Origin of the sequence: Wolbachia endosymbiont of Litomosoides brasiliensis (assembly GCF_013366805.1) — a bacterium.
Classification (GTDB): domain Bacteria; phylum Pseudomonadota; class Alphaproteobacteria; order Rickettsiales; family Anaplasmataceae; genus Wolbachia.
On the sequence record NZ_WQMO01000002.1, the window covers coordinates 11,895 to 37,083 of the forward strand.

17 protein-coding genes, 1 tRNA gene and 2 pseudogenes are annotated in these 25,189 nt (G+C 35.4%); 14 read left to right on the top strand and 6 right to left on the bottom strand.

Annotation, left to right across the window (positions count from 1 at the left end; genetic code table 11):
• Positions 1 to 7: 7 nt before the first annotated feature.
• The gene (gene clpB, locus GO684_RS00615) at positions 8 to 2,569 is read right to left on the bottom strand and encodes an ATP-dependent chaperone ClpB (protein ID WP_175938142.1); all 2,562 of its coding nucleotides are present in this window, start codon (positions 2,567 to 2,569) and stop codon (positions 8 to 10) included.
• A gap of 399 nt (positions 2,570 to 2,968) precedes the next feature.
• Between clpB and GO684_RS00620 the strand changes: the two genes are divergently transcribed.
• Both GO684_RS00620 and dxr read left to right on the top strand, forming a co-directional pair.
• Positions 2,969 to 3,481 carry a hypothetical protein gene (locus tag GO684_RS00620; RefSeq protein ID WP_175938143.1) on the top strand — a complete coding sequence of 171 codons (513 nt, stop codon included), beginning with the start codon at positions 2,969 to 2,971 and terminating at the stop codon, positions 3,479 to 3,481.
• Between the two features lie 76 nt (positions 3,482 to 3,557).
• On the top strand, positions 3,558 to 4,727 hold the full coding sequence (dxr, locus tag GO684_RS00625) for a 1-deoxy-D-xylulose-5-phosphate reductoisomerase (protein WP_175938144.1): 1,170 nt from the start codon (positions 3,558 to 3,560) through the stop codon (positions 4,725 to 4,727).
• Positions 4,728 to 6,215: 1,488 nt separating this feature from the next.
• On the opposite strand, the pseudogene GO684_RS05690 reads toward dxr, so the two are convergent.
• Positions 6,216 to 6,410: pseudogene (locus GO684_RS05690) on the bottom strand (RNA polymerase sigma factor); the annotation flags it as partial.
• A gap of 647 nt (positions 6,411 to 7,057) precedes the next feature.
• Between GO684_RS05690 and dnaE the strand changes: the two are divergent.
• The 7 genes and pseudogenes from dnaE (at position 7,058) to GO684_RS00665 (ending at position 14,159) form a co-directional block, all read left to right on the top strand.
• Positions 7,058 to 10,399, top strand: coding sequence for a DNA polymerase III subunit alpha (gene dnaE / locus GO684_RS00635; RefSeq protein WP_175938145.1), 3,342 nt, complete (start codon positions 7,058 to 7,060; stop codon positions 10,397 to 10,399).
• 531 nt (positions 10,400 to 10,930) lie between these two features.
• Entirely contained in the window at positions 10,931 to 11,230 is a 300-nt protein-coding gene (gene rpsF, locus GO684_RS05895; RefSeq protein ID WP_218939026.1) for a 30S ribosomal protein S6, read from the top strand.
• A complete protein-coding gene (gene rpsR / locus GO684_RS00645; RefSeq protein WP_175938147.1) occupies positions 11,230 to 11,505 on the top strand; it encodes a 30S ribosomal protein S18 in 276 nt (91 codons plus the stop codon). The genes rpsF and rpsR overlap by 1 nt, the downstream gene beginning before the upstream one ends.
• 7 nt (positions 11,506 to 11,512) lie before the next feature.
• Positions 11,513 to 12,074, top strand: a pseudogene (gene rplI / locus GO684_RS00650) (50S ribosomal protein L9).
• A 107-nt stretch (positions 12,075 to 12,181) separates the two neighbouring features.
• Positions 12,182 to 13,474 (top strand): adenylosuccinate lyase, encoded by a 1,293-nt coding sequence (gene purB, locus GO684_RS00655; RefSeq protein WP_175938149.1) that lies wholly within the window; start codon positions 12,182 to 12,184, stop codon positions 13,472 to 13,474.
• Positions 13,474 to 13,546 (top strand) — tRNA-Met (locus GO684_RS00660). The genes purB and GO684_RS00660 overlap by 1 nt, the downstream gene beginning before the upstream one ends.
• 424 nt (positions 13,547 to 13,970) lie before the next feature.
• Complete coding sequence (locus GO684_RS00665) at positions 13,971 to 14,159, top strand: hypothetical protein (protein WP_175938150.1); 189 nt, start codon at positions 13,971 to 13,973, stop codon at positions 14,157 to 14,159.
• A gap of 107 nt (positions 14,160 to 14,266) precedes the next feature.
• On the opposite strand, the gene GO684_RS00670 is transcribed toward GO684_RS00665, so the two are convergent.
• On the bottom strand, positions 14,267 to 14,557 hold the full coding sequence (locus GO684_RS00670; protein ID WP_175938151.1) for a helix-turn-helix domain-containing protein: 291 nt from the start codon (positions 14,555 to 14,557) through the stop codon (positions 14,267 to 14,269).
• 24 nt (positions 14,558 to 14,581) lie between these two features.
• Positions 14,582 to 14,782, bottom strand: coding sequence for a 50S ribosomal protein L33 (gene rpmG / locus GO684_RS00675; RefSeq protein WP_011256695.1), 201 nt, complete (start codon positions 14,780 to 14,782; stop codon positions 14,582 to 14,584).
• Positions 14,783 to 14,944: 162 nt separating this feature from the next.
• Between rpmG and GO684_RS00680 the strand changes: the two genes are divergently transcribed.
• The 5 genes from GO684_RS00680 to GO684_RS00700 all read left to right on the top strand — a co-directional run bounded on the left by GO684_RS00680 (position 14,945) and on the right by GO684_RS00700 (position 21,784).
• Positions 14,945 to 16,717: an Rne/Rng family ribonuclease gene (locus GO684_RS00680; RefSeq protein WP_175938152.1), complete on the top strand. Its 1,773-nt coding sequence runs from the start codon at positions 14,945 to 14,947 to the stop codon at positions 16,715 to 16,717.
• Positions 16,718 to 16,803: 86 nt separating this feature from the next.
• The gene (gene dnaK, locus GO684_RS00685; RefSeq protein ID WP_175938153.1) at positions 16,804 to 18,711 is read left to right on the top strand and encodes a molecular chaperone DnaK; all 1,908 of its coding nucleotides are present in this window, start codon (positions 16,804 to 16,806) and stop codon (positions 18,709 to 18,711) included.
• A gap of 72 nt (positions 18,712 to 18,783) precedes the next feature.
• On the top strand, positions 18,784 to 19,068 hold the full coding sequence (locus tag GO684_RS00690; RefSeq protein ID WP_175938154.1) for a BolA family protein: 285 nt from the start codon (positions 18,784 to 18,786) through the stop codon (positions 19,066 to 19,068).
• A 9-nt stretch (positions 19,069 to 19,077) separates the two neighbouring features.
• Positions 19,078 to 20,319, top strand: coding sequence for a cystathionine beta-lyase (gene metC, locus GO684_RS00695; protein WP_175938155.1), 1,242 nt, complete (start codon positions 19,078 to 19,080; stop codon positions 20,317 to 20,319).
• A complete protein-coding gene (locus GO684_RS00700; RefSeq protein WP_175938156.1) occupies positions 20,294 to 21,784 on the top strand; it encodes a Mur ligase family protein in 1,491 nt (496 codons plus the stop codon). The genes metC and GO684_RS00700 overlap by 26 nt, the downstream gene beginning before the upstream one ends.
• Positions 21,785 to 23,208: 1,424 nt before the next feature.
• Here the strand turns inward: GO684_RS00700 and ispG are convergent.
• On the bottom strand, positions 23,209 to 24,498 hold the full coding sequence (ispG, locus tag GO684_RS00705) for a flavodoxin-dependent (E)-4-hydroxy-3-methylbut-2-enyl-diphosphate synthase (protein ID WP_175938190.1): 1,290 nt from the start codon (positions 24,496 to 24,498) through the stop codon (positions 23,209 to 23,211).
• Positions 24,499 to 24,502: 4 nt separating this feature from the next.
• Positions 24,503 to 25,129 (bottom strand): TRP75-related protein, encoded by a 627-nt coding sequence (locus GO684_RS00710; protein ID WP_175938157.1) that lies wholly within the window; start codon positions 25,127 to 25,129, stop codon positions 24,503 to 24,505.
• Positions 25,130 to 25,189 lie beyond the last annotated feature (60 nt).

The following is a 25,189-nucleotide window of genomic DNA, read 5'->3' on the forward strand; positions in this document are numbered from 1 at the left end:
AATGAACTTAAACCTTTTTAACTAAGATTTCATTATTAAAAGCGTACACTATTAATTTATCACCTTCTGCTACTTCTCCCGATAAAACTAGCTTAGCTAGGTTATTTTGGATGCATTCTTGTATTACCCTTTTTAGTGGTCTTGCTCCATATTCAGGGTCATAGCCAACTTGTGCTATTAGTTCTTTAGCTTCTTGTAATAAACTTATACTTAGTTTGCGCTTAGCAATTATTTTTTGTAGATAAAGGAATTGAACATCTATGATTTTGTAAATGTCTTCTTTGGTTAAACTATGGAATATAATAATTTCATCAAGCCTATTTAAAAATTCAGGACGAAATGCTGATTTAACTATTTGCATCACTTCACTCTTTGTAGAGTCGACAACTCCTTTGAGCATTATCTCAGCACCAAGGTTAGAAGTTAAAATTAGTATGGTATTGCGGAAATCAATTAGCTTGCCATAGCTATCAGTAAGCCTGCCTTCATCCAAAATCTGCAGCAATAGATTAAATATATCTGGATTTGCTTTTTCTATTTCATCAAATAAGATTACCTGATATGGCCTTCTTCTTACTGCTTCAGTTAATCTTCCACCTTGCTCATAGCCAACATACCCTGGAGGTGCGCCAATTAACTTTGAAACGGAGTGTTTTTCCATGTATTCTGACATATCGAAGCGCAGAAGTGCTGATTGATCATCAAACAGAAATTCAGCAAGGGCTTTTGCAAGTTCCGTTTTTCCAACTCCAGTTGGGCCCAAGAATAAAAATGAACCGAAAGGTCGATTAGTGTCCTGAATACCAGAACGGGAGCGCCTAACTGCATTACTTATTGCTTCTATTGCATCCTTTTGCCCTATTACCCTTTTCCCTATTTCATTTTCCATGCTAAGGAGCTTTTCCTTTTCACTGTGCATCATGTTATCAACTGGAATTCCTGTCCACCTTGAAACAATATTTGCAATATCGTCTTCGGTAACTTCTTTCTTTAAGAAGCTATCGGTAACTTCTTCCTGATTTGTTAATTTATTTTCAAGCTGAGGAATCACACCATACATCAGTTCTCCTGCTTTTTCTAAGTTTCCACTACGCTGAGCTAATTCCAACTCTTTTCTCGCATTATCTAGTTTTTCAGCTGTTTCTTGTATTTTAGCTATTTTATTCTTTTCTATTTGCCATTTACTGTTTAAGTCAGTGAATTTACTGTTTAGGTTTTCGATTTCTTCATTTATCTTCTTTAGACGCTGCTTAGAATTCTCATCACGTTCTTTTTTTAGAGCTTCTGATTCAATTTTTAGCTGTACAATCTTCCTTTCAAGTTCATCAATAATCTCAGGTTTGCTATCCATTTCAATTCTTACCCTGCTTGCTGCTTCATCAATCAAGTCGATTGCTTTATCAGGTAAAAATCTGTCTGTTATGTACCTATTAGATAACATTGCAGCAGCAATTATTGCACCATCTGTGATTCTGATACCATGATGTACTTCATATCTTTCCTTCAAACCTCTTAGTATAGAGATGGTATCAGTTTCAGTTGGTTGAGAAATAAATACAGGTTGGAAACGCCTTGCAAGTGCAGGATCTTTTTCTATATGTTCACGATACTCATCTAAAGTTGTGGCTCCTATGCAGCGAATTTCTCCGCGTGCAAGAGCAGGCTTCAGCAGATTTGAAGCATCCATTGCACCACTTGTTGCTCCTGCTCCAACTAAAGTATGAAGCTCATCTATAAATAAGATAGCTTTTCCCTCTGCTTTTGAAAGCTCATTAATAACAGCTTTTAGTCTCTCCTCGAACTCTCCTCTAAATTTTGTTCCAGCAATTAATGCGCCAAGATCTAGGGCTAAAACTTTTGCATCACGTAAACCAAGTGGCACGTCATTTGCAACAATTCTATTTGCAAGCCCCTCAACTATTGCAGTTTTTCCAACACCAGGTTCACCTATCAGCACTGGATTATTCTTTGTTCGCCTCAGTGATACTTGCATAGTTCTTCTGATCTCTTCATCACGACCAATCACGGGATCAAGCTTGCCTTGCATAGCAAGCTCTGTAACGTCTTTTGTGTATTTCTTTGCTGCGTTTAATTTTTCCTCGCTGTTAGACGAATCTGCACTACTACCTTTTCTCATTTCTGCAATAGCTGAATTCAATTTTTGTAGTGTGACACCGTTCTCTGCTAGAATTTTACCTACAGTATCATTTTTTTGTGCAGTCAATCCCTGTAGCAAACGTTCAACGGTGACAAATAAATCTTTGTTCTTCCTAGCTATACTAATTGAATCTTCAAAGACTTTTGCTATTTCTCTTGAGAGTTGGAGGCTACTGCTTCCTGGACCTTCGACTACTGGAAACTTTTTTATTGCATTGTTCACAGCTTCGGAAATACTTTGCATATTCCCACCACAAGCACCTATTAAATCCTGAACTAAACCTGATTCATCTTCAAGCATCACTTTTAGTAAATGCTCAGGCATAAAAACCTGATGTCCAATTCCCAATGCTTTCATTTGGGCACTTTGAATTAGGCTTTTTGCTTTTTCAGTAAATTTGTTTAGGTCCATAATGTAAGCTTAACTCATATTTCCTGGTATATATAGCAATTGTTTTCTTAATTTTAAACTAGAAGTTATTCACTGCCAGTAAAATCTACGATTGTTGTTCTTAACATATGCAACTAACACTTTAGACCTGCATGTATAATTGCCATTTTTCACCACAAAGCTGCAGGAACTTAAGGTTAACACTATATGCTGTAACCAAGACTCGTCAAGTGTTTTTTATGTTGAAATTTGCTGAATTGTTTTTTTTGTTTGATATTGACTGTGTAAAAGTCATACACGCTGCAAGCACTCAATAAATGTCATTTTTCTACATATCTGAAACATAGTTATTCAAGAGCCCTATTGATATTTTGTGATATTTGTAGTAGGATGATAGTCTAAGGTTTAGGATGAAAATTTATGACTGAAGCTCAGGGTCCAAACATTGCGGAGTGGCAAGCTCAACAACGATACCAAGAGCATCAAGGGGAAAAGAGCGGTTTTGGTCTTGGTCATAGTGACTCTGTTGCAACAATTGTAGATGGAATGAAGTGGTTATTCAACTTTCATGAGGGGGCAATTTCTGCTTACAGCAACGTGCTTGAAAGTTTAGTGAGTGGTAATCTTGCAACATTGTTTGGGAAATCAGCCAATATGTTTGGCATAAAGTTTTTTGAGAGTTTTGCAGAACATTTTTCAGGTAGAAGTGGGGAAGGTATGTTATCAGAGGGAATGGATATGGCTCATGGTGAAGAAGGACCTCATCAAGATGATTTTCCACATGCTAGTGATCAAATTGCTAATAATGCTGATGGTTTACGCGATATGCGTGATGCAGGTGATTATCATGGTCAGTCTTTTTCACCCAGTCCTTCACCACTCGTTGATGACGGCCATGGACATGAACTTAGTGGTCAGATGAATTTATCTTAGGAGTTACTAAATAACTGGCAAATATGAGAAGGGATGCTTCTCCTTAATTTATTATAATTAATATGAGTTCGTTTTAGTGAAAAAGATTTCAGTTTTAGGATCGACGGGAAATATTGGAAAAAAGACTGTAGATTTACTCTTGAAGAGGAAAGAAGAATATCAAGTAGAAGCACTCAGTGCCTGTTCGAATTTTGCTCTACTGGCGTGCCAAGCAAAGCTGCTAAATGCAAGGTATGTTGCTATCTCTAATGAAAGGTTTTACAAAGATTTAAAAGAAAGCCTGCTTGGTACAAACATCAAAGTAGAAGTTGGCGCTGAGGGTCTAGCAAGTATTGCTTCTCTGCCCGTTGATCTCTCAGTTGTTGCAGTAGTTGGTATTGCAGGCCTTGAGCCAGTCATGCACGTCATAGAGAGTGGCACTAAAGTCATTGCACTAGCGAATAAAGAAAGTATTGTTTGTGGTGGAAAACTATTGCTTAGGAAAGCTGAAGAAAAAAACGTACAGATAGTTCCTGTTGACTCTGAACACAACGCAATTTTTCAAATTTTGCAGAATAGCAATAGATGTGTAGAAAAGATTATACTTACTGCTTCTGGTGGGTCATTCTTGAATTACAGCCTTGAGCAATTGAGAGATGTTACAGTAGGTCAAACACTCAGTCACCCTATTTGGAGTATGGGAAAGAAAATTTCAGTTGATAGTGCAACTATGATGAATAAAGCGCTAGAGATAATAGAAGCATATAACTTATTTAATATTAGCCCAAACAGAATTGAAGCAATAGTGCATCCTGAATCTATAATACATGGAATTGTAGTTTATAAGGATGGTTTCAACTTTGCTGTGCTTGCAGAGGCTGATATGACAATTCCCATTTCATATGCTCTATCTTGGCCAGAAAGGTCGACCTTAAGTTATAGATTAGATTTAACAAGGCAAAAATTGACCTTTCAAGAGCTAGACCACAGGCGATTTCCTGCACTAAAGCTTAGTATGGAAGTGTTGAATTCCTCTTCTTCACACGTAAATAGTATAGTACTTAATGCTGCAAATGAGGTAGCTGTTGATAAATTTTTAAAATCACGAATCGACTTTTTGGAGATAATAAAGGTAGTAGAGTCAACAGTAGAGAATTTTGACAGTTACACTGACATTAACTCGCTACCGGATATAATAAACATTGATCTTGAAAGCCGCGCTATTGCTAAAGAAATTATCAAAAATAAAATCCTTAAGTTATCATAGTAACTGATAGAAAACGAGAAATTTACTTGACAAACCTTGCCGGCCTCTTTTAACCCTAACATTAGGGCTATTTGTTTATCTTTAGTCTGTGCAGATAAAATAACAAAAAACTCAATGTACTTGGCACATTGTGTTTAATTTTTTGCACTGTGTGCGCCTTATATCTTTATGAGCTTTCAAGGCTTTTACCTAACATGAGCTTAAGGTGCGCTTATTAAAGCATGAGACAGTAAAAAACACCAATTTTAAAAATTAGGTAGTAAATAATTAGCTAACAGTAGTTCTTTTGCTTCTCTCTTGCTTAAACAGTTGATATTAATTATCACTATAATATTGAAATCAAAATTGTTGAATGAAAAAAGTCGTGGAATCAGCAAAAGAAACGCTGAAGTAAAGTGCGAAATAATGCGTGTTTTGCAAAAAACTAAATGCTGTAATTGTAGCAAAAAATACAGTATAACACCGTAACAAAAATATGTCCTATTTCAAGAATAGAATTGATTACATGGATAAAGCACTTTAAATTTGGAAGAGAAGAAAAATTGTTTTCTCCCCTCAACGTCGTAGAAAAATTAGATTGAATTAGAGTTGATTTGAACAAGTTGAAGTATTGATACAAGAAGACCATAATATTACTATTAAAAAAATGAGAATAAGAATCCAGGGAAATTTGGCTTAAATTTCAGCAGGTTTAGAATATATCGTAACATGCAAAAAATGAAGTTTTTGTATGTTGCGTCAAGACCAATTTACAATGAATAAGGTAAAAGTAGACGGGGAGAGTTTTTAAAAAATTAATGAGACTATTGGTAATTGTCCTGAACGAGAGTCATTTTTCTTTAATGAATCGCGGTTTGGTACGCATTTGAGAGCTAGACACTGGTGATTTTAAAAGGGCGCTAGAACACAGATTAAAGTAAAATTAGGTAGACAAAATTTTTATCTCTACAGTTCAGTCAATCCAGAAATGAAGGGAGTGCTAGCTTATTTACACCGAATGTTAACACTGATTGTATGAATATATTTCTTGAACAAATGTCATAATGTTTAAAAAATGGATTGTACTAGTTAGCATAAGTCAAGAAATTTAGAGGCACCTAGAAATATCGAGGTTATATACCTACTACCATACTCACCTAAGTAACTCTGCAATATTATTTATTTGACCCACTAACAATGAGAATTGGTATTAGCCATAGAGCCTCCTATACGAAAAGATTTAGAAAAAATGCAGCGTGCATTGAGTGGAAATGCATGTGCACTTATATACTGCTTGCAAATGCACTGTACTTTTCACTAAAATTCGATTATTTAAGCCTGTAAACGAAAATAGGTTTAGTCCTAAAACACCTTCCTTGTCGGTGGAATAGAGCTACAAAAATATGTCAAGTAATTTTTTATATAGTTGTTTTTGATATTTCATTTACTTTAGCTATTTCTGTAATATTTAAAGTTTTTAGCTACTCATATGTAATTTGCTATTACCAACTATGTTACCGGAACAGCAGAGTCTATAAATAACAGACCAGCTCCACTACCACACTTTACGCATAAACGTTTGTTTATTAGATTAATAGCACGATATTTAGTAACTTGGCTTACAAAAGTTGTAAAAGAACTCCTACTTTCTTCATATCTGTTGATTGAAAGCCAAACACTGCAAAAAAGCTTTTGCTTAATATCATCAGGGCTGTTATGGTTAAAATCACTGAAGTACTTTAGGCATTTTGCACAATATTTTACATTTTAAACAGTTATAAGGTGTATTCCTAAGTAAGAGTTTTGTGGTTTCATTGTGCCTTCTTGTAAGTATTAAGATTGAAAATGACTTAACATTACTAAGCTAGGTATAGCATAAGATGTAGGAAATGCAATAGTGATAAGTTGAGGTGTCCTTAGCATAACCTTTAGCTACAAATATTTAAGAAATTTACAAGTAGAGAAAAGGCAAAAGGTATTCCGTGTTAGATAGTGTTTACTCTTTAGTCCTATAAATTGGTATTCTATACTGCTTAAACGCTTTATAAGCGCGTTTCAGCTTATATGGTAAAAACTTAGAAACATTATGAAGATATTAAGGTATATATAGTGCAAAAAATTAAGCACAAGATACTAACTACTTTAATACTCTTGTCATTTAATCTGTACAGATTGAAGATAACTGAATACCTTCAGTGTTGAAATAGGGAGCTAGAGAAGCTTGTAAAGTAGTTTTTGTATTTTATGTTAGAATTGATAAGCTATGAATAAGCTTTTGTTCTCATGAAATTATATCCTCATGAGTGAATTAATGTTATCTTTATTATTACTTGCTGATCTAAAGTTTTTTTATGTTCATACACTTGCGTGTTCATAGTGTTTATTCTTTACTTGAAAGTTCGGTCAAAATTGAGGAGCTGATAGGTCTTTGTTTGTGGAACAAAATGCCGGCAGTTGCAATTACTGATTCAGGTAATTTATTTGGCTCACTTGAATTTTCAGAATACGCGGCAAGTAGGGGAATACAACTAATAACAGGATGCAATATTATAATTAGGCATTCAGAGCAAAATTTACCTATATTATTGCTTGCAAAAAATGAGCAAGGGTATACTAATCTAGTTGCTTTGGTAAGTGAGTCTTTCAGGAAGCGCAAAAATAACGGCGATATTCCTTATGTTAATTTTGATGAACTATTAAATTTAAGCACAGGTCTGATCACTTTAGCAGGTGGATGTGATGGAATATTGGCTCAGCTGTTATTTAAGCAAGATAAAGGAACAGTTGAAAAACTGCTTTCAGTGTTCAATGGTCACTTATATGTTGAACTGCAGCGTCACGGGTCCAACAAAGAATTGGAGCTCGAAGAAACCTTGATAGGTTTCGCTTACCAGCATAATATACCACTTGTTGCAACAAATGATGTATTTTTTCCAAATAGGTCTGACTATGAAGCTTATGATATATTAACGTGTATATCTGAGGGAAGTTATGCTTTGGAAAGCAACAGAAAGAAGCTAACTACTGAGCACTATTTTAAGTCTGTGGCAGAAATGGAAAAGCTGTTTAGCGATATTCCCGAAGCAATTCATAACACTTTAGTGATAGCTAAGCGGTGCTCTTACATGCCAAGGAGCAGGCAGCCTATTTTGCCTAAATTCCCTTGTCGAGAGAATAAAACTGAAAATGAAGAACTAAAGGAGCAAGCAACTGCAGGGTTAGTGCTTCGTATTGCAAATAAAATAGACATAGACCTTAAGCAATACTACGATCGGCTAAATTATGAACTAAGTGTAATAACTTCGATGAACTATGCTGGCTACTTTTTGATAGTTTCTGACTTTATTCGCTGGAGCAAAGCAAATAGCATTCCAGTTGGTCCAGGAAGGGGTTCTGGCACTGGATCAATTGTTGCTTGGGCATTGCAGATTACAGACCTCGACCCAATAAGATTTGGCCTGATCTTTGAAAGATTTTTAAATCCTGATCGTATATCAATGCCTGACTTTGATATCGATTTCTGCCAGGAGAAAAGGGACTTAGTTATTGACTATGTTCGGAGGAAATATGGTTATGTTGCTCAAATAATTACTTTTGGTAAGTTACAGGCAAGGGCTGTGCTGCGTGATGTTGGAAGGGTGTTACAAATGCCTTACACTCAAGTGGACAAAATATCTAAAATGATTCCGTTTAATCCAGTAAACCCTGTGACTTTATCACAAGCAATAGAGTTTGATAAAAACTTACAGAAAGAACGGGATAGTGATGAAGTAATTGCAAAGCTCCTTGATATTTCTCTTAAGCTTGAAGGAATATATCGCCACGTTTCAACTCATGCTGCTGGAATTGTGATATGTGATCAAAAATTAGAAAATTTCGTTCCTGTGTACTACGATCCAAACTCGGCTCTGCCAATTACACAATACAGCATGAAGTATGTTGAGAAAGCTGGACTGATAAAATTTGATTTTCTTGGGCTTGGTACGCTAACGCTAATAGATCATGTCCGTCGTTTGATTAATCGCAATGGGAAAAAGATTGACGTTGCCTCAATTTCCTTGAATAACTGCAAAACTTACGAAATGCTCTCAAACGGTGATTCAATTGGAGTATTTCAACTTGAAAGTTCAGGGATGAGGGAAGCTTTAATCAAGCTAAAGCCAGACTGCATTGAAGATATCATTGCATTAATCTCTCTTTATCGTCCAGGACCTATGGATAACATTCCAACTTACATCGCAAGAAAGCATGGACTTGAAAAACCAGATTATATTCATCCATTACTTGAAAGGGTATTAAAAGAAACATTCGGAGTGATAATTTACCAAGAACAGGTAATGGAAATAGCACGCATTCTTTCTGGGTACAGCCTCGCAGAAGCAGATTTGCTAAGACGTGCTATGGGTAAGAAAATTAAAGCAGAAATGGATAAACAACGCGAACTTTTTATTCAGGGGGCAACAAAAAATGGCGTTGATTATGATAGGGCAAGTTATATTTTTGACCTTGTTGCAAAATTTGCTGGTTATGGGTTTAATAAGTCTCACGCGGCCGCATATGCGGTTATATCTTATCAAACGGCTTACCTTAAGGCTAACTATCCGTTAGAGTTTTTTACAGCCCTGATGAATCTGAATATCGATGATAGAGATAAATTGAATTTGTTTTATCATGCTGCAAAATTTAGTGGGGTTTCTGTTCTTTTGCCTGATATAAACAAATCTAAGACTAAATTCTCAATAGAGGGCAAGCACATACGCTACGGTATTGCTGCTCTGCGCAATGTTGGTTTTTCTATAGCAGAAGGAATAGTGAACACACGTTCAAGCGCTTACAAGGACATATGGGAATTCGTTCAAAACTCAGGTCACATAATAAATAAAAGGGCACTGGAAAGCTTAATTAAGTCTGGAGCATGTGATAGTGTACATAAGAACAGAAAGCAACTATACGAGTCAATGGACACACTAATTTACTTTGCAAATAAAAATAGACAGGATAGAGAATCGAATCAAGCTGTTTTATTTGATGATTTTGGTATTCTAAAGCCAAGACTTGAGGAGGTAAAAGATTTTAGTGAAGAAGAAAAATTAGAGCATGAGTTATTTTCGCTAGGGTTTTATTTAACTGGCCATCCACTTGAAAAGTTTAGAACTCTTCTTGAGAAGCTAAATATTGGATTTATTGGAAAGAATAAGACAGCAAAGACTGCTGGCGTAATATTAAATGTGCATATGAGAACCTCAGTGCGTGGGAGGTTTGTTATACTCACACTTTCTGATCCTCATAACGTTTCTGAAATAGCGTTCTATAACAATGAAGTAATAGAGGAGAAAAGAAATTTATTTTCGCCTGGGACATTTGTAGTAATTGATCTTGAAACTTCGGAAAATACAACGAGATTAGTGGGAAGGGATATATCAGAATTTACAGAAAAGACTACCTCTATAATGAAAAGTTTAGTTTTAACTACTGGATATACTAATTCACAAAAAGCCGCTATGGAATTAAACTCAGTATTGAAAGACGGCAATGGCAAAACTAAAGTAATACTCAGACTTCTCTTTGAAAAGCATACAGTGAATATCTTGCTACCTGGTGCATATCTGATCACTCCTCAAGTTGTTTGTGAAATGTCTAACTTAAGCTGGATTGAAGGCATAGAAATTGATACAAATGGCTTGCTTGTCTAAAAAAGTTTTGTATAATAAAATATTTAATCGATATTAAAGGAAAGTATAGTGAATCTTTACGAATTTACTTTCATAGCACAGCAGGGGTTATTGCAGCAAGAAGTAGAAGGAATGGCTCAGGAGCTAGGTGTTTTATTAAGAAATATTAAGGCAGATATTATGTTCCAGCAAATTAAGGGTATTCTGGAAAAAGGAAGTGACAAGTTTACAAAACGAAGTTTAGAAATGCGTGCTAAAGATATTCAAGAAAATCTAACTACTTACTCTAGTTTCTTGGAAGGTTTTGCAAAGATTCTATGGATTGAGCTAGAAGAAGATCTTTCAAATTTGAAAGAAGTGAAGTTGAAAATTAGCGAAGAGTTGAAGGATGACCTAAGAGGTTTAGGAATAATACAAGATTTTATAAAGCTTTTAGAGAGTGGTAAGCAAATCGCTAAGAATACATTTATTTACAATGTGGTAAGTGCTTTAAAGGAAGCTATTTCAAAGCATTTAATAAAGACCTTTCAAAGAATTTTACAAGGTTTTAGAATGACAGGGCCAAACCAATTTGGCAAAACATTGGAAATGCTTCTAGGTAATGTTGAAGCTTTAGGATTGATAAAATATGAATACTGGGGTTTACTAGATTTTGCATACCCAATAAACAAAATGAAGAGTGGTCATTATTGTATAATGTGCATAAGTTCTACCTCAAGCATTATGGATGAGTTTGTACGTAGAATGAAACTTAACGAAAATGTCGTTCGCCACTTATCTGTACATGTCGATAAATTTTTTGAAGGTAAATCTCATATGATGAATAAACAAATTGAGGAACAAAGCACATAATGACAAAGAAACGAAGTAATTTTAGTGATTCTTACGTATCTGTAAATAATAGAACTGGATTTAAGCGTTCTAAAGTTTGCCCTCTTGCTACTTTTCGGGATGAAGATATAGATTATAAGAATACGGATTTATTATCCAGGTTTACCTCTGACTATGGTAGAATATTACCTAGGAGATTAACAGGGGTATGTGCAAAAAAACAAAGAAAATTGCGCTTAGCAATCATAAGAGCACGTTTTTTAGCTCTTGTTCCTTACTGTACTAAAAAAGTTTAGGTTGTGTATGTTGGTAATTTTGAAAGAAAATATCAGAACCCTCGGTAAATTAGGTGAGATTGTGAAAGTAAAGCCTGGCTACGCACGTAATTTTCTTTTTCCACAAAGGAAAGCAGTGAAAGCCACTAAGGAAGGCATGGCAAAACTGGAGGAGCAGCGTTCCTTTTTAGAAGAGGAGAATACAAAAAAATTGAATTTGGCAAAGGATCTAGCAGCGTCTCTTGCTGGTAAGTTTGTAGTGTTGGTAAAGCAAGCTTCTGAGGATGGTAAGATTTTTGGTTCTGTAACAACAAGAGAAGTTGCAAAATCTTTGTTGCAAGAGTGTGAAGTTGATCACCGTAGAATATCTTTTAATGGAGTAAAGATAAGAAATTTAGGTGAGTACCAAGCAAGTATAGAGCTTCATAGTGAAATAGTAGTACAAGTTGCTGTGCATGTTGTAAGGTCAGAAATAGACGCACATGAGTTAAGGCAGGTAAAATTGCAAAGCCAGAAGTTGCGACAACAAGAGGCAAGAACAGAATGAAGTTGGAGAAGCTACTGATAGTGATAAAGCTGATCAAAAGTGACCTCTTGTTATAACGCAAGGAAATGTTTTTCATAGCTAAATTAGTACCATTTCAGTATGTAGCACTGTGGTTTATTATACTTAGAAACAAAAAGGGGAGGTCATTCTATGATACCTCGTTATAGCCGTAAAGAGATATCTGCTATTTGGGAGGAAAATAATAAGTTTAACATATGGCTAGAAATAGAAAGGTTAGCATGTGAGGCTCAAGCAAAGTTAGGAGTAATTCCAAGTAATGTTGCTCAACAGCTCTCTGGTACTATTAAATTTGATGTTGAGCGTATTAATGAGATTGAATCCACTGTAAAACACGATGTTATAGCTTTTTTAAAATATATTGCTGAAAAGGTGGGAGTTGATGTACGTTATCTCCACTACGGGATGACAAGTTCTGATGTGTTAGACACATGCTTTGCTGTACAGCTGAAAGAATCATGTAAAATTCTGCTTGAGAATCTAAGAAATTTACTTGCAGCGTTGAAAAAAAAGGCTGAGTACTATAAAGGTACTGTGTGTGTTGGGCGTAGTCACGGAATGCATGCAGAGCCAACAACTCTTGGGTTAAAGTTTACCAGGTTTTATGCGGAATTTAAACGTGGCTATCAAAGATTAATTAATGCGCAAAAAGAAGTCTCAATTTGCAAAGTATCAGGCGCTGTAGGCAATTTTGCAAATATTGATCCGTTTGTTGAGGAATATGTAGCAAAAGGAATGGAACTTATACCAGAGACCATATCGTCTCAAGTAATTCCTCGTGATAGACATGCTATGTTCTTTTCAGTTTTGGGAGTAATTGCAAGCTCAATAGAAAATGTTGCTGTTGAAATTCGTCACTTGCAAAGAACTGAGATTGGAGAAATTTCTGAATATTTTTCTACTGGACAGAAAGGAAGCTCTGCTATGCCACACAAGTGCAATCCTATTTTAAGCGAGAATTTAACTGGACTCTCACGTTTAATACGCAGTTACGTATTTCCTGCATTAGAAAATGTTGCATTGTGGCATGAACGGGATATATCACACTCATCTGTGGAAAGATATATTGCGCCTGGTGCTTGTATAATAATGGATTTTGCTTTAGTGCGATTAACGGATTTAATAGACAGATTGGTGATTAACAAAGAAAATATTGAAAAGAACTTAAACTCTTCGAAAGGTTTAATTTTCTCACAGCGTATATTACTTGAATTAATAAATGGTGGTTTGGCAAGGGAAGAGGCGTATAAAATTGTTCAGGGCAATGCAATGAAAGTGAAACAGAACAACAGTGATTTTTTGTTCGAATTAAAACAAGATAGATCCTTACTTGAAGTCATTAACTCTGAAAAACTTGAATCTTTGTTTAATTTAAAATATTATACGAAATGTGTAGACCATATATACAAGAAGGTCTTTGACTAGGCTGAGTAGCTCAGTTGGTAGAGCGGGAGGATCATAATCTCTTGGTCGTGGGTTCAAGTCCCTCCTCAGCCACTAGTTATATTGGTTTTAGTATACTATGAAATCAGCAATAACTGCTTGCTTTGACTATCTATGCAGGTGATCTTTTGCGTTTTAACTGTTTACCCAAATTTCCTATCTTCTTTCCGTAATCTGTTAACTTTTTACTATCTTTCTCAAAAAGGTATGTACTTTCTTGTAATTTTGATAGAGAGTTAATGATTAAATCTTTCATGATATTAGGTTAATTACACTTCATTAAATTAGAGAAACTGCAAACGGGTTTTCGCCTTTACCTACAGTAAACCAAAACAATCCCGTATAATTTTTAGGAAGACATATAAAATGCTTGATTTATACATTAGGTATGTAACACTAATTCCCATTATGTAAAGAGCGGGCATGCAATAATAGATAATAGGGACCATACTGAAGTCAGTAGGATAACGAAGTTTAGGTGGCGTTAAAATCAAAATTATTGGATAAAAAAAGTTATGGAGCCAGCAAAAGAAATGCTGAGGGAAGTGCGAAGTGCAAATTTATTACTTCTCTTTCCTATCCACAATTAAACAACTCTGCAATGTTACTTATCTGCCTGTTAACAATGAGAACTGGTATAGACAGATACTTTATAAGAAAAGCATGAAGTACCACTCCGTGTTCAAAAAATGGGAACGTGTCTTAAATTGTTTACAGTTGAAGTTTTTATGGATACTATTATAACGTACACTGTAAATTAAAACGAGTATGGCCTTATTGTATGTTACGTTGCGTAGGTTGAGGATCATGCTTTATTTTCATGTTTATGTCTTGATCCAATGCAACCAATAAGTTAAGCAAGTACTCTAAAGAGAATCCTTCAATTTTTGACTTATTAATTTGAGATACTTTAGGTTGGTCAATTTTTAGAGCAATTGCTGCTTTTTTCTGTGTTCTATACCTCTTATTTATTAGCCGTGCAACAATCTTTATTAATTTCAGTTTTGTATCTTTTATATTATCTAACTCTATTGTTATAGGATAATTTAATTGCAAATTTTGCATAGTGACAATTTCCTTATAAAAAAATTACTTTAGCTTTTCTTCTTTAAACAGTACATGCCTTCTGACTACTGGATCATACTTTCTAAACTCCAGTTTTCTAGTAAGCTTTTTTGGATTACGCTTTTTTACGTAAAAGTAACCTGTTGATTTTTCTTCACCTGTGCTTGTTATTTTTGTTGCACTGCTAACTAACTTAACAAGCAAAGAAGCATTCTTTTTTGCCATATTTAATATAATAATATAAACCTTGTGTGAGTTTATTACATGGAGCGCTAAAAGTCAATCACTTTGTGCCTTAGAACAATGTAGATTGCAAAATTCTTGACAATTGACAGTGCATTGAGTAACATAAAGTTAATTTTGGAGCGCAAAGCAAACGGTAAATAAGTGATAAATGGTGGTAAGAGGTTACTATTAATAGAAAATTCCATCTGTTCTGATGAGGTAAGAGTTGCTTTATCGGCTGACAATAGAGTTGTGGAATTTGAACAAGAATTCAAAGAAAAAAGACAATTAAGAGGTAATATATACGTTGCTTGTGTAAAACGCATAGAGCCTTCTTTGCAGGCTGTATTTATCGAATATGGAAAAAACAAGCAAGGTTTTTTGTCTTTTTCCGAGATATCTCCAGATTATTTCAATATTCCAGAAAAGGAAAAAGAAATTTTCTTTGAAGGTTGCTCAAATGACGATTATGCAGAAGAAAGTGGCAGTGTGTCGACAAATACTTCTTCAGATTCAGTAGCTAATAGGAATGTTAACGAGTCCGGTAATGGTTTTGCAAGAGAGGTGTCTCTATATAAGAGATACAAGTTGCAAGATGTCATTTCAGTAAATCAAAGATTATTAGTTCAGCTAACTAAGGAAGAACGAGGCAATAAAGGAGCTTCATTTACGACGTACATAACTTTAGTAGGTAGGTACTGTGTTTTCATGCCTAATTCCATGAGTAAAGGTGGAATTTCCCGTAGAATTGAAGATGCTAATGTCAGAAAACAGTTAAAGGATATATTAAGTTCAATAGACTTGCCGAAAAGGTCGGGTTTAATAATAAGAACCATTGGTTCAGGGAAAAGTAAAAAAGAAATTGAGCAGGATTACAATTATTTATCTTCATTATGGCAGAATATTCAAAAAAATGCTTCCTCTGTAAATGTTCCATCATTGATTTATAATGAAGCAGACCTAATTATGAGGTCTATTCGTGATTTTTGTAGCAATGGTATGGAGGTTATAGTATCTGGAAAGGAAGCTTTTGAAACAGTAAGACAGTATGCTAGGAATGCATTAAAAGGTAGTAAGTTGCGTTACAGGTTGTATAGAGGTTTTATTCCAATCTTTACTTACTACGGAGTCGAGGATCAAATTTCTGAGTTGTACAGCAATAGAGTGAAATTACCGTCTGGTGGATCTTTGATAATAACTTTAACTGAGGCATTTGTTTCAATAGATGTAAATTCAGGAAAGATGACAGGGGAAGATAGTATAGAGGAGACAGCTTATAGAACTAATATGGAAGCAGTACCTGAAATATCAAGACAGGTAAATTTAAGGGGCTTGTCGGGGTTAATAGTAGTCGACTTTATTGACATGTTAAGGTATCAGTATTGTAGAGCTGTTGAGTCTGCTATTAGGCAGGCGTTTAAGGATGACAAAGCTAGAGTTCAATTTAGCTACATAAATGACTTTGGCTTAATGGTGTTTTCAAGGCAAAGAATTAAACCAAGCATACAGGAAATTAACACTACAGAGTGTTTGCACTGTAAAGGAGTTGGAAAGGTGAAGTCAAATGAGGTAGTTGTTGCATCAATATTGAGAGATTTGCAGCACATTGCTAGTAGGAACCGAAATAGATCATTTGATTTAGTAGCACATGGTGCAATTATAGCACATATTTTTAATAATAAACGCAGCACAGTTTCTACAATTGAAAAAGAGTTTAATATCAAACTAAATGTTAATGCTGATAGCAATTTAAGTGTAGATACGTTCGTTTTAAAACGAGGGGATGACGTTAACTTGGGTGATTGTAAGCCATTGCAAAACTCTGGTTACAAGATTGAAAGCAGCAGCAATGAAAGAGCTTCTGATTCAGAGAAATTACAAGGCAGTTTTTGGTTAACTAAGTGGCTTTCACGTATTTTGAACTCTAATAGCTAACTGGAAATACTAAAGGGACTTGTAATCGGCGAGTCCTATACTTATATATTCTTATATCAGACAACATTTATAAGGGAGTATTCATTATGGGAAGGGCAATAGGTATAGATCTTGGAACAACAAATTCTTGTGTTGCAATACAAGGTAAGATAATAGAAAATAAAGAAGGAGCAAGGACTACTCCGTCTGTAGTTGCATTTACTTCATCAGGAGAGAGATTAATTGGCGCTCCAGCAAAGAGGCAAGCAACCACCAATGCAAGTAATACTTTTTTTGCTACTAAGAGATTAATAGGTCGTCAGTATGGTGATCCTGAAGTGAAAGGTCTAAATGTGCCGTATAAAGTGTTTGCAGCAAAAAATGGTGATGCATGGATTAAAACAACAGATGGTAAAGAATACTCCCCTAGTCAAATTGGTGCTTTTATACTACAAAATCTAAAAGAAGCAGCAGAAGCTTATCTTGGGGAAGAAGTGAAGGATGCTGTGATAACAGTGCCAGCATACTTCAACGATTCTCAACGTCAAGCAACAAAAGATGCAGGAAAAATTGCTGGGTTGAATGTACTTAGAATAGTTAATGAACCAACTGCTGCGGCACTTGCTTATGGTCTTGATAAGAAGCATGGTCACACAATAGTGGTATATGACCTTGGTGGTGGTACATTTGACGTTTCAATACTTGAAATAGGTGATGGAGTTTTTGAAGTAAAAGCTACGAATGGTGATACCCACCTTGGAGGTGAAGACTTTGATAATGCAATAGTAAGTTATTTACTAGATGAATTTAAGAAAGGTAATGGCATTGATCTAAAAAATGATCCAATGGCTATGCAAAGAATCAAAGAAGCTGCTGAAAAAGCGAAGATTGAATTATCAAGTGCAATGGAAACGGAAATAAATCTGCCATTTATTACGGCTGATGCAAGTGGTCCAAAACACTTGAATATGAAATTAACAAGAGCAAAACTTGAAAGCTTAGTAAATGATTTAATTGAAAGAACTATAGCTCCTTGCAAAAGAGCTCTTGAGGATGCTGGTTTATCTGCTAATCAAATTGGTGAAGTGGTGCTTGTTGGTGGTATGACTCGCATGCCAAAGGTAATAGAGAAAGTTAAAGAATTCTTTGGCAAGGACCCACATAGAGGAGTAAATCCTGATGAAGTTGTAGCAATTGGCGCTGCGATACAAGCAGGAATCGTTCAAGGTGATGTAAGGGATGTGTTATTACTTGATGTAACTCCGCTTTCCCTTGGTATTGAAACTTTAGGAGGGGTGTTCACTCCACTTATTGAGCGTAATACTACTATTCCTACTAAAAAATCTCAGGTATTTTCAACTGCAGAAGATAATCAAACGGCTGTAACAATTAAAGTGTATCAAGGTGAAAGGAAATTGGCAGTTGATAATAAGCTGCTTGGTCAATTTGGTTTGGAGGGTATACCACCTGCTCCTCATGGAGTTCCTCAGATCGAAGTGACATTTGATATAGATGCAAATGGAATAGTACATGTCTCTGCAAAAGATAAAGCTACTGGGAAAGAACAGAAGATACGTATTCAGTCTTCAGGTGGTTTGTCTGAGGGTGAAATAAATCGTATGATAAAAGAGGCTGAGGAAAAGGCACAAGAAGATGAGAAACGCAAAAAATTTATTGAAGTGAAGAACCAAGCAGATAGCTTAGTTCATTCTACGGAAAAGTCTCTGAAAGAGTATGGTTATAAGGTTTCACCAGAAGATAAATCTGCTATTGAAAATGCAGTTAATGAATTAAAAGGGGCTAGTAAATCTGATAACATTGATGACACTAATGCAATACAACAAAAAATTACTAATCTTTCTCAATTATCTATGAAGCTTGGAGAGGCTATGTATAAGGAATCTCAGCAACAACAGGGAAAAGAAAGCTCTGCTAGTTCATCCACAACGAATGAGGAAGAAAAAGTAGTAGATTCTGATTATCAAGACATAGATAATAGGGAAGAGAGTAAATAAGAGTGTATTTTGCCAGCGCTTGACGCTGGAATCTAGGGAGAGAGGACTAGTATTAATTACTTAGATGACAGAATGGATATCATTAAGACAATAGAAGAAAAAATACGCAGTTCAATAGATGTAATTGATGTTGATATTATCGATGAATCTGTAAAGCATACAAGTCATTATTTTTCTTCGTCTTCTTCAACACTACCTTCACATATCAAGCTAGTACTAATATCTGACAGTTTTGCCGGAATGGATAGCCTCAAAAGGCACAAGTTGATTTATAAGTTATTAAAGAGTGAGATAGAGCTAATACATGCAATTTCTCTTCACTTATATACGCAAAGCGAATACAATTTAAAAAATTGATAACAGAACGTGAAAGAGGAATCTTTATTAGTTAAAGCAGGAAGAAAGTTTGAAGACTACAAAGGTTCTATGAATCCACCAGTTTATCATTCTTCTACCATATTATTTCCTACTTACAAGAACTACTTAGATGCAGCAAATGGAAAAAGCATATATGATGTGGTGAATGATGATGTTGTAAGAGATTATAGCTACAGTAGTGTAGGCACTCCCACCGTTCATTATTTTTCAAATGCACTTGCTGAAATTGAGGGTAGGGGACAAGCATTAATCTATCCTTCTGGGTTGTTTGCACTTACTTTTACCGTTCTGACTTTTGCTAGAGCAGGTTCGCATGTTTTAATTCAAGATAATAGCTATTACCGACTTAAGAGGTTTGCCGAGAATGAGCTACCAAAAAGAGGAGTAGAGGTAACCTTCTATGATCCAACACAGGATATAGCTAGTTTGATTCAGAATAATACTGAATTAATAATGGTCGAGACTCCTGGTTCTGTAACGTTTGAGATTTCAAATATAGAACATATAGTGAAGGTTTCTAAGGAGCATAAAATCTTGACCGTCTGTGATAATTCGTGGGCTACTCCTTTGTTGTTTAGGCCACTTGATTATAGTATTGATGTTGCACTGTATGGGGTTACAAAGTATATAGCCGGTCACTCAGATTTATTGATGGGAGCCATTATTGCTGAAGGTGAGGTTTTTAAATTACTTTATGAGAACTGCAAGAATTACGGAGTTACTGTGCAACCATACGACTGTTACCTTGCACATCGAGGGCTAAGAACACTGCACACACGCATGAGAAAGCATCAAAGTACAGCAATGGAAGTGGCAAAATGGTTAGAAAAGCATCCGAAAATCAAAAAAGTCTTATATCCAGCACTTCCTTCCCACCCTCAACATGAATTATGGAAAAGTTACTTCAAGGGGGCAAGTAGCGTATTTAGTATAGTACTGGATAGAGAATATTCATGTGAGGAACTAAGCTATATGGTTGATCATATGAAAATTTTTAATATCGGTGCTTCTTGGGGAGGGTGTGATAGCTTGATATTACCAATAGATCGTAAGTCTGTGTTAAGATCTGTAATGAATTCAGATTATAGTGGAAGTTTTGTACGAATATTTTGTGGGCTAGAAGATCCTGAAGATTTAATTTCTGATTTGAGTGCTGCACTAGCAAGGTTGCCATGTTTGGGCTTTCAAGCTGATGAAGTAGGACATGATACTGAGAGAGTTACTGCATGATATTGGTGGTCTTCCTGTTATCCCAGTGTCAAGCACTGGGATCCAGCAATTAGTGTTGCACACTGGAGCAATACTAGATAACTGCACTATTGATTTTAACCTTGAGGTTAAGGGTGTTACGTGTAATCCAAGGAAAGTCAAAGACGGTTATCTTTTTGTTTGTGTATCAGAGGAAGGTGAGAGATGTGTAGGCAGTGTAAAAGCTTCAGCAATAATAGCAGGTTTTAATGCAGTTCCAGTGCATGGTGCTGAGACCTATATCTTCTACCCAAACCCTCTGGACATATATAGCAAGATAGTTAGCAGGTTTTATCGGTTTAAGCAGCTCAAATGTGTTGCTGCTGTGACGGGTACAAATGGTAAGACTTCGGTGGTGGAGTTTTGCCGCCAAATCTGGCAAAACGCGGGTTATAATGCAGCATCTGTGGGAACACTTGGAACATGTGTTAATAATGAAAGGAAAGATAATAACAGTGGCCTTACTACTCCGGATGCAGATGACCTCTATTTCACATTGCGTGATGTGAATAGCAAAAATATAGAACGCTTAGCATTGGAGGCTTCGAGTCATGGAATTGATCAGTATAGAATCCATGGATTAGCATTAAATGCTGCAGCTTTTACTAATTTCTCGCAAGATCATTTGGATTATCATAAAGACGTAAGTAAGTATTTTGAGGCTAAGAAAAGGTTATTTTACGAGGTGCTGCCAGAAGAAAAAACGGCAGTCTTAAATTCGGATATAGATGAATACTACACATTGCTTAAGATAGCTAAAAAACGTAACAGCAAAGTCATAACATATGGGAAAACAGGCTCTGACATTACTTTATTAAGACAAATCCCCACCCCTGATGGTCAACATCTTACAATTAAAATTGGTAATAAAGTTTACCGTATGTTTTTTCCAGTTTTGGGGCAGTTTCAAGCATATAATTTACTGTGTGCAATAGGTATAGTTATTGTATCTAAGTTAGATTATCGGAAGATATGTATAAATAAACTCGTTTCTTTACCGGGAAGAATAGAAAAGGTAAAACCTTTTGCATTTGTAGATTACGCCCACACTCCAAGTGCGCTTAAACAAGCTCTGTTATCTTTAAAGTGGCATTTCAATAAAAAAATAGTTCTGGTTTTTGGTTGTGGTGGGAATCGTGATCAGGTAAAACGTGCAGAGATGGGTAAAATAGCGAAGGTATATGCAGACAGAGTAATAGTCACAGATGATAATCCGCGTGGTGAAGATCCAGCAAAAATTCGTCGCGATATTTTGCTATATTGCTCTGATGGACTAGAGGTAAGGGATAGGAGAAAAGCTATAAGGAAGGGTATAAATATTGCCTATGATGAGAATATGATTCTGCTTGTTGCAGGAAAAGGGCATGAAAGATTTCAAATTGTAGGGAACAAAACTTTTGAATTTAGTGATGTTGAGGTTATTAAAAATCACATTTTAATGTACTGATTTTCACAGTATCAAGCACTAGGATGACACCAAAAGTGGGCTACTGATTTTTTATATGGGTTACGCAAAAGTTCTTCACCGTTCTTGTAAATGATACTAATTCCCACTACAAAAGAGAACACAATAACTGAAGTAAGATAGCCAGGTTTTAAATGGCGTTAAAATCAAAATTATTGGATGAAAGGGTCGTGAAATCAGCTATGTTACAAAAAAACTAGAGGGGAAAAATTTTCGCTCCCCCTCAACATCGTCAATTTGAACAAGTTGGGTATGATACAAGAAAACCCTAATATTTACCATTAAAGAAATGAAAATAAGAACACAGGAAAAATTTAGCTTGAATGTTAGCAAGTCTACAGTACACTTTTATTACGCCAAGACCAATTTATGATGAACAAGATAAAAGTATACAGGAGAAGAGTTAAAAAAAAACTTAACGAGGCTATTGGTAATACTAATTCTCGTTGTTGGTAGATTAAATAGGTAACATTGTGGCGTAAGAAAGAGAGGTAATAAATTTGTACAAAGTGCTCTCACGCAAAGCAATTTTATTATAGGTTTTGTTACGCAGAATGTTCTATTTATATACAACCAAAGTTTCCCGACAGGATTGAGCTCAAGTGAATTGGTAGCAGGTATATAATCTAATATTTTTAGGTACCTTTAAATTTTTTGACTTATATCAACTAGCATAATCTATAACAAGAAAGGCTTCTCGTGTTCTTAAATATTGTAATATTTGTCCAAGAAATATATTCATACAATCAGTGTTGATATTTGATACAAATAAGCTAAAATCCTTTCCATCTCTAGAAGAGATTGCACTATAGAGATAAAAATTTTGTCTATCTAATTTTACTTTAACCTGTGTTCTAACACCCTTTTTAAATCACCCGTATCCAACTTTTGAATGTGTTAAACTTATGATTCATCAAAGAAAAATAACTCTTGTTATTGGCCAGGATACTCACCGACAGCCTTATTAAGTTTTCTTCAAACTCTTCTCCTGTATACCTTTATCTTATTCATCTTGATTCTGATTCAATCTAGTTTTTCTAAGGTGTTAAGGGGGAACAAAAATTTTCTCCTCTTTTAAATTTTAGGTGCTTTATATTTTTGTTACGACTGTTATACTGTGCTTTTTTCTGCGATTACGGCATTTAGTTTTTTTTGCAACATAGTAGTGGGAATTGGCATAAGACAAAAGACGAGTCAGTGGAGCGATAGGGAGCAGTTGAATAGTAAAAATTGTAGAATGGGATGGGTTAAATAAGGCGCAACTCAGCTAACATCTTGCACGGTTTGAGGAGAAAATAGAGACCTTTCTCAAATCTAATGTTCATACAGATATGTGCTTGACACTGAAATAATACTGCTAGCTATGAAAATTGCTCTTAAAGCACAATTTTTGTGTATCATCAATTTTATGTGTAATGCTCCTTCACATAGTCATCGATAATTACCTTAAATTCTTCAAAGATGTTATTACCCTGTAGAGTTTTAAAATACTTCCCATCTTTATAAACCGCTGAAATGGGCTTTTCTCCATATCCATGTAAGCTAATTCCTAAATTAGCATGTTTGCTTTCTCCGGGGCCATTTACGATACAACCCATGACAGCGATGTTCATATGCTCTACACCTGGATTTTTTTTCTTCCATACCGGCATACGAATTTTTATATAATCATTTACTTTTTCGGTCAATATACGAAAACGATCACTATTTGTACGTCCACAACCTGGACACGAATTAACTTGAGGATTAAAGTGACGCAAGCCTATGGACTGCAGTATTTCTTGACACACTGTTACTTCATTAACTCGTGATTCACCAGGACGTTGAGTTAATGAAGCCCGTATCGTATCTCCAATGCCATTTTGTAGTAAGTAAGTAAGCCCTGCTGTGGTATTTATCATGCCTTTGTTGCCCATACCAGCTTCAGTTAAACCCAAATGCAAGGCATAATTAGAAGATTTTGCAAGAGCCGTATAAACTGAAATCAAATCTTGCACTCTACTGACTTTACACGAAATAACTATTTTATCTGAACTGAGGCCAATTTCTTCAGCTTTTTGTGCACTATTGAGAGCTGACATTACAAGTGCCTTGCGCAATATAACGTTAGAAGATTTTGGATTACTGGATAAAGAATTTTCATCCATCAATTTTTGTGAAAGGTATTTATCAAGACTACCCCAATTTACCCCAATCCTAACCGGGATATTATGCGTTATTGCATACTCTATAACCCTTTCAAACTTTTCATCACGTTTGTTGCCAAAGCCTATATTGCCTGGATTGATTCTAACCTTACCTAGTATTTTGATGTTGTCTGGGTAATCTCGAACTAACTTATCTAGCTCATACTGCCCACAGCCTACCAATATCTTGCCGTCGAAGCCTTCTTTATTTATCTCTTCTACTATATAAGGTATTGCTCTTGCTACTTCCTCTGAGTTTAAAGCAATCCGCACCAGCTCTGAACCTGAACGTGCTAATTCTATTATTTCTTTTGCATATTGCTTAGCACTGCTTTTTACATCATCAGAACCTATGTGTACACCAAGTGCCATAGATTGTACAACTATAGGATTATTTCCACCTATCTTTACTTGTCCGACTTTTACAACATAAGTCTTATGCCGAGGAGCAGGTAATAATTCACATACTTCATTACTCAAGTCATAATCTACCAGATCTCCATTCAACATGTTATTAATTTGCTGCATCAGCTACACTTCCAAGCAAATCCGAGTCGTTTGAACTAACGTTATTTAAGTCGGCAATGGAATCATGTGAATAAGTTCTTTTTGATGGAGCATTTTTTATAGTAACACTTATAGGAGAAGCTTTTTTCTCCTGCGTTGAAGTGGCTTCTTTTCCTTCTTGTCGTTCACCTTCATGTTGCTCATCCTCACGTTGAGAAGTTGGTCCTTGATCTATGAATACAGCACCTTTTAAACGTGCAATGTTGATGCCATGTTGATTTACCATAGCATCCTCTTCATCGTTGATTACGCAAACTTCTGTATTACTCAGCTCGCTATCAAAGTGAGAAATTTTTTTTTCTTTTAGCTTCTTGGCCAGTTTTTCTTTGTTTATGTTAATATTAGTTCGACCCTGTGACTTTTTTTTCTTTAGAAGCTCCCTACGCTTTTCATATAGTTTATATGACTCAGCGAAATCCTCATCTTCATGAAAGTTTGTACCACCAGGATTACCAAGAGGTCTATATTTTTTACTAAACTTCACTTTAGATTTAGCTTCAGCATCTTGCACAGTAAAAAAGCTAAAAACCAAAAACACTAGTGTAGATAAAACTCCAAAAAAAAACCTAAGCATATGGTTCTATAGTAAACATTTTGCTTTAAAGAGTAGCAATTAACTTACTTTAAGTAAACC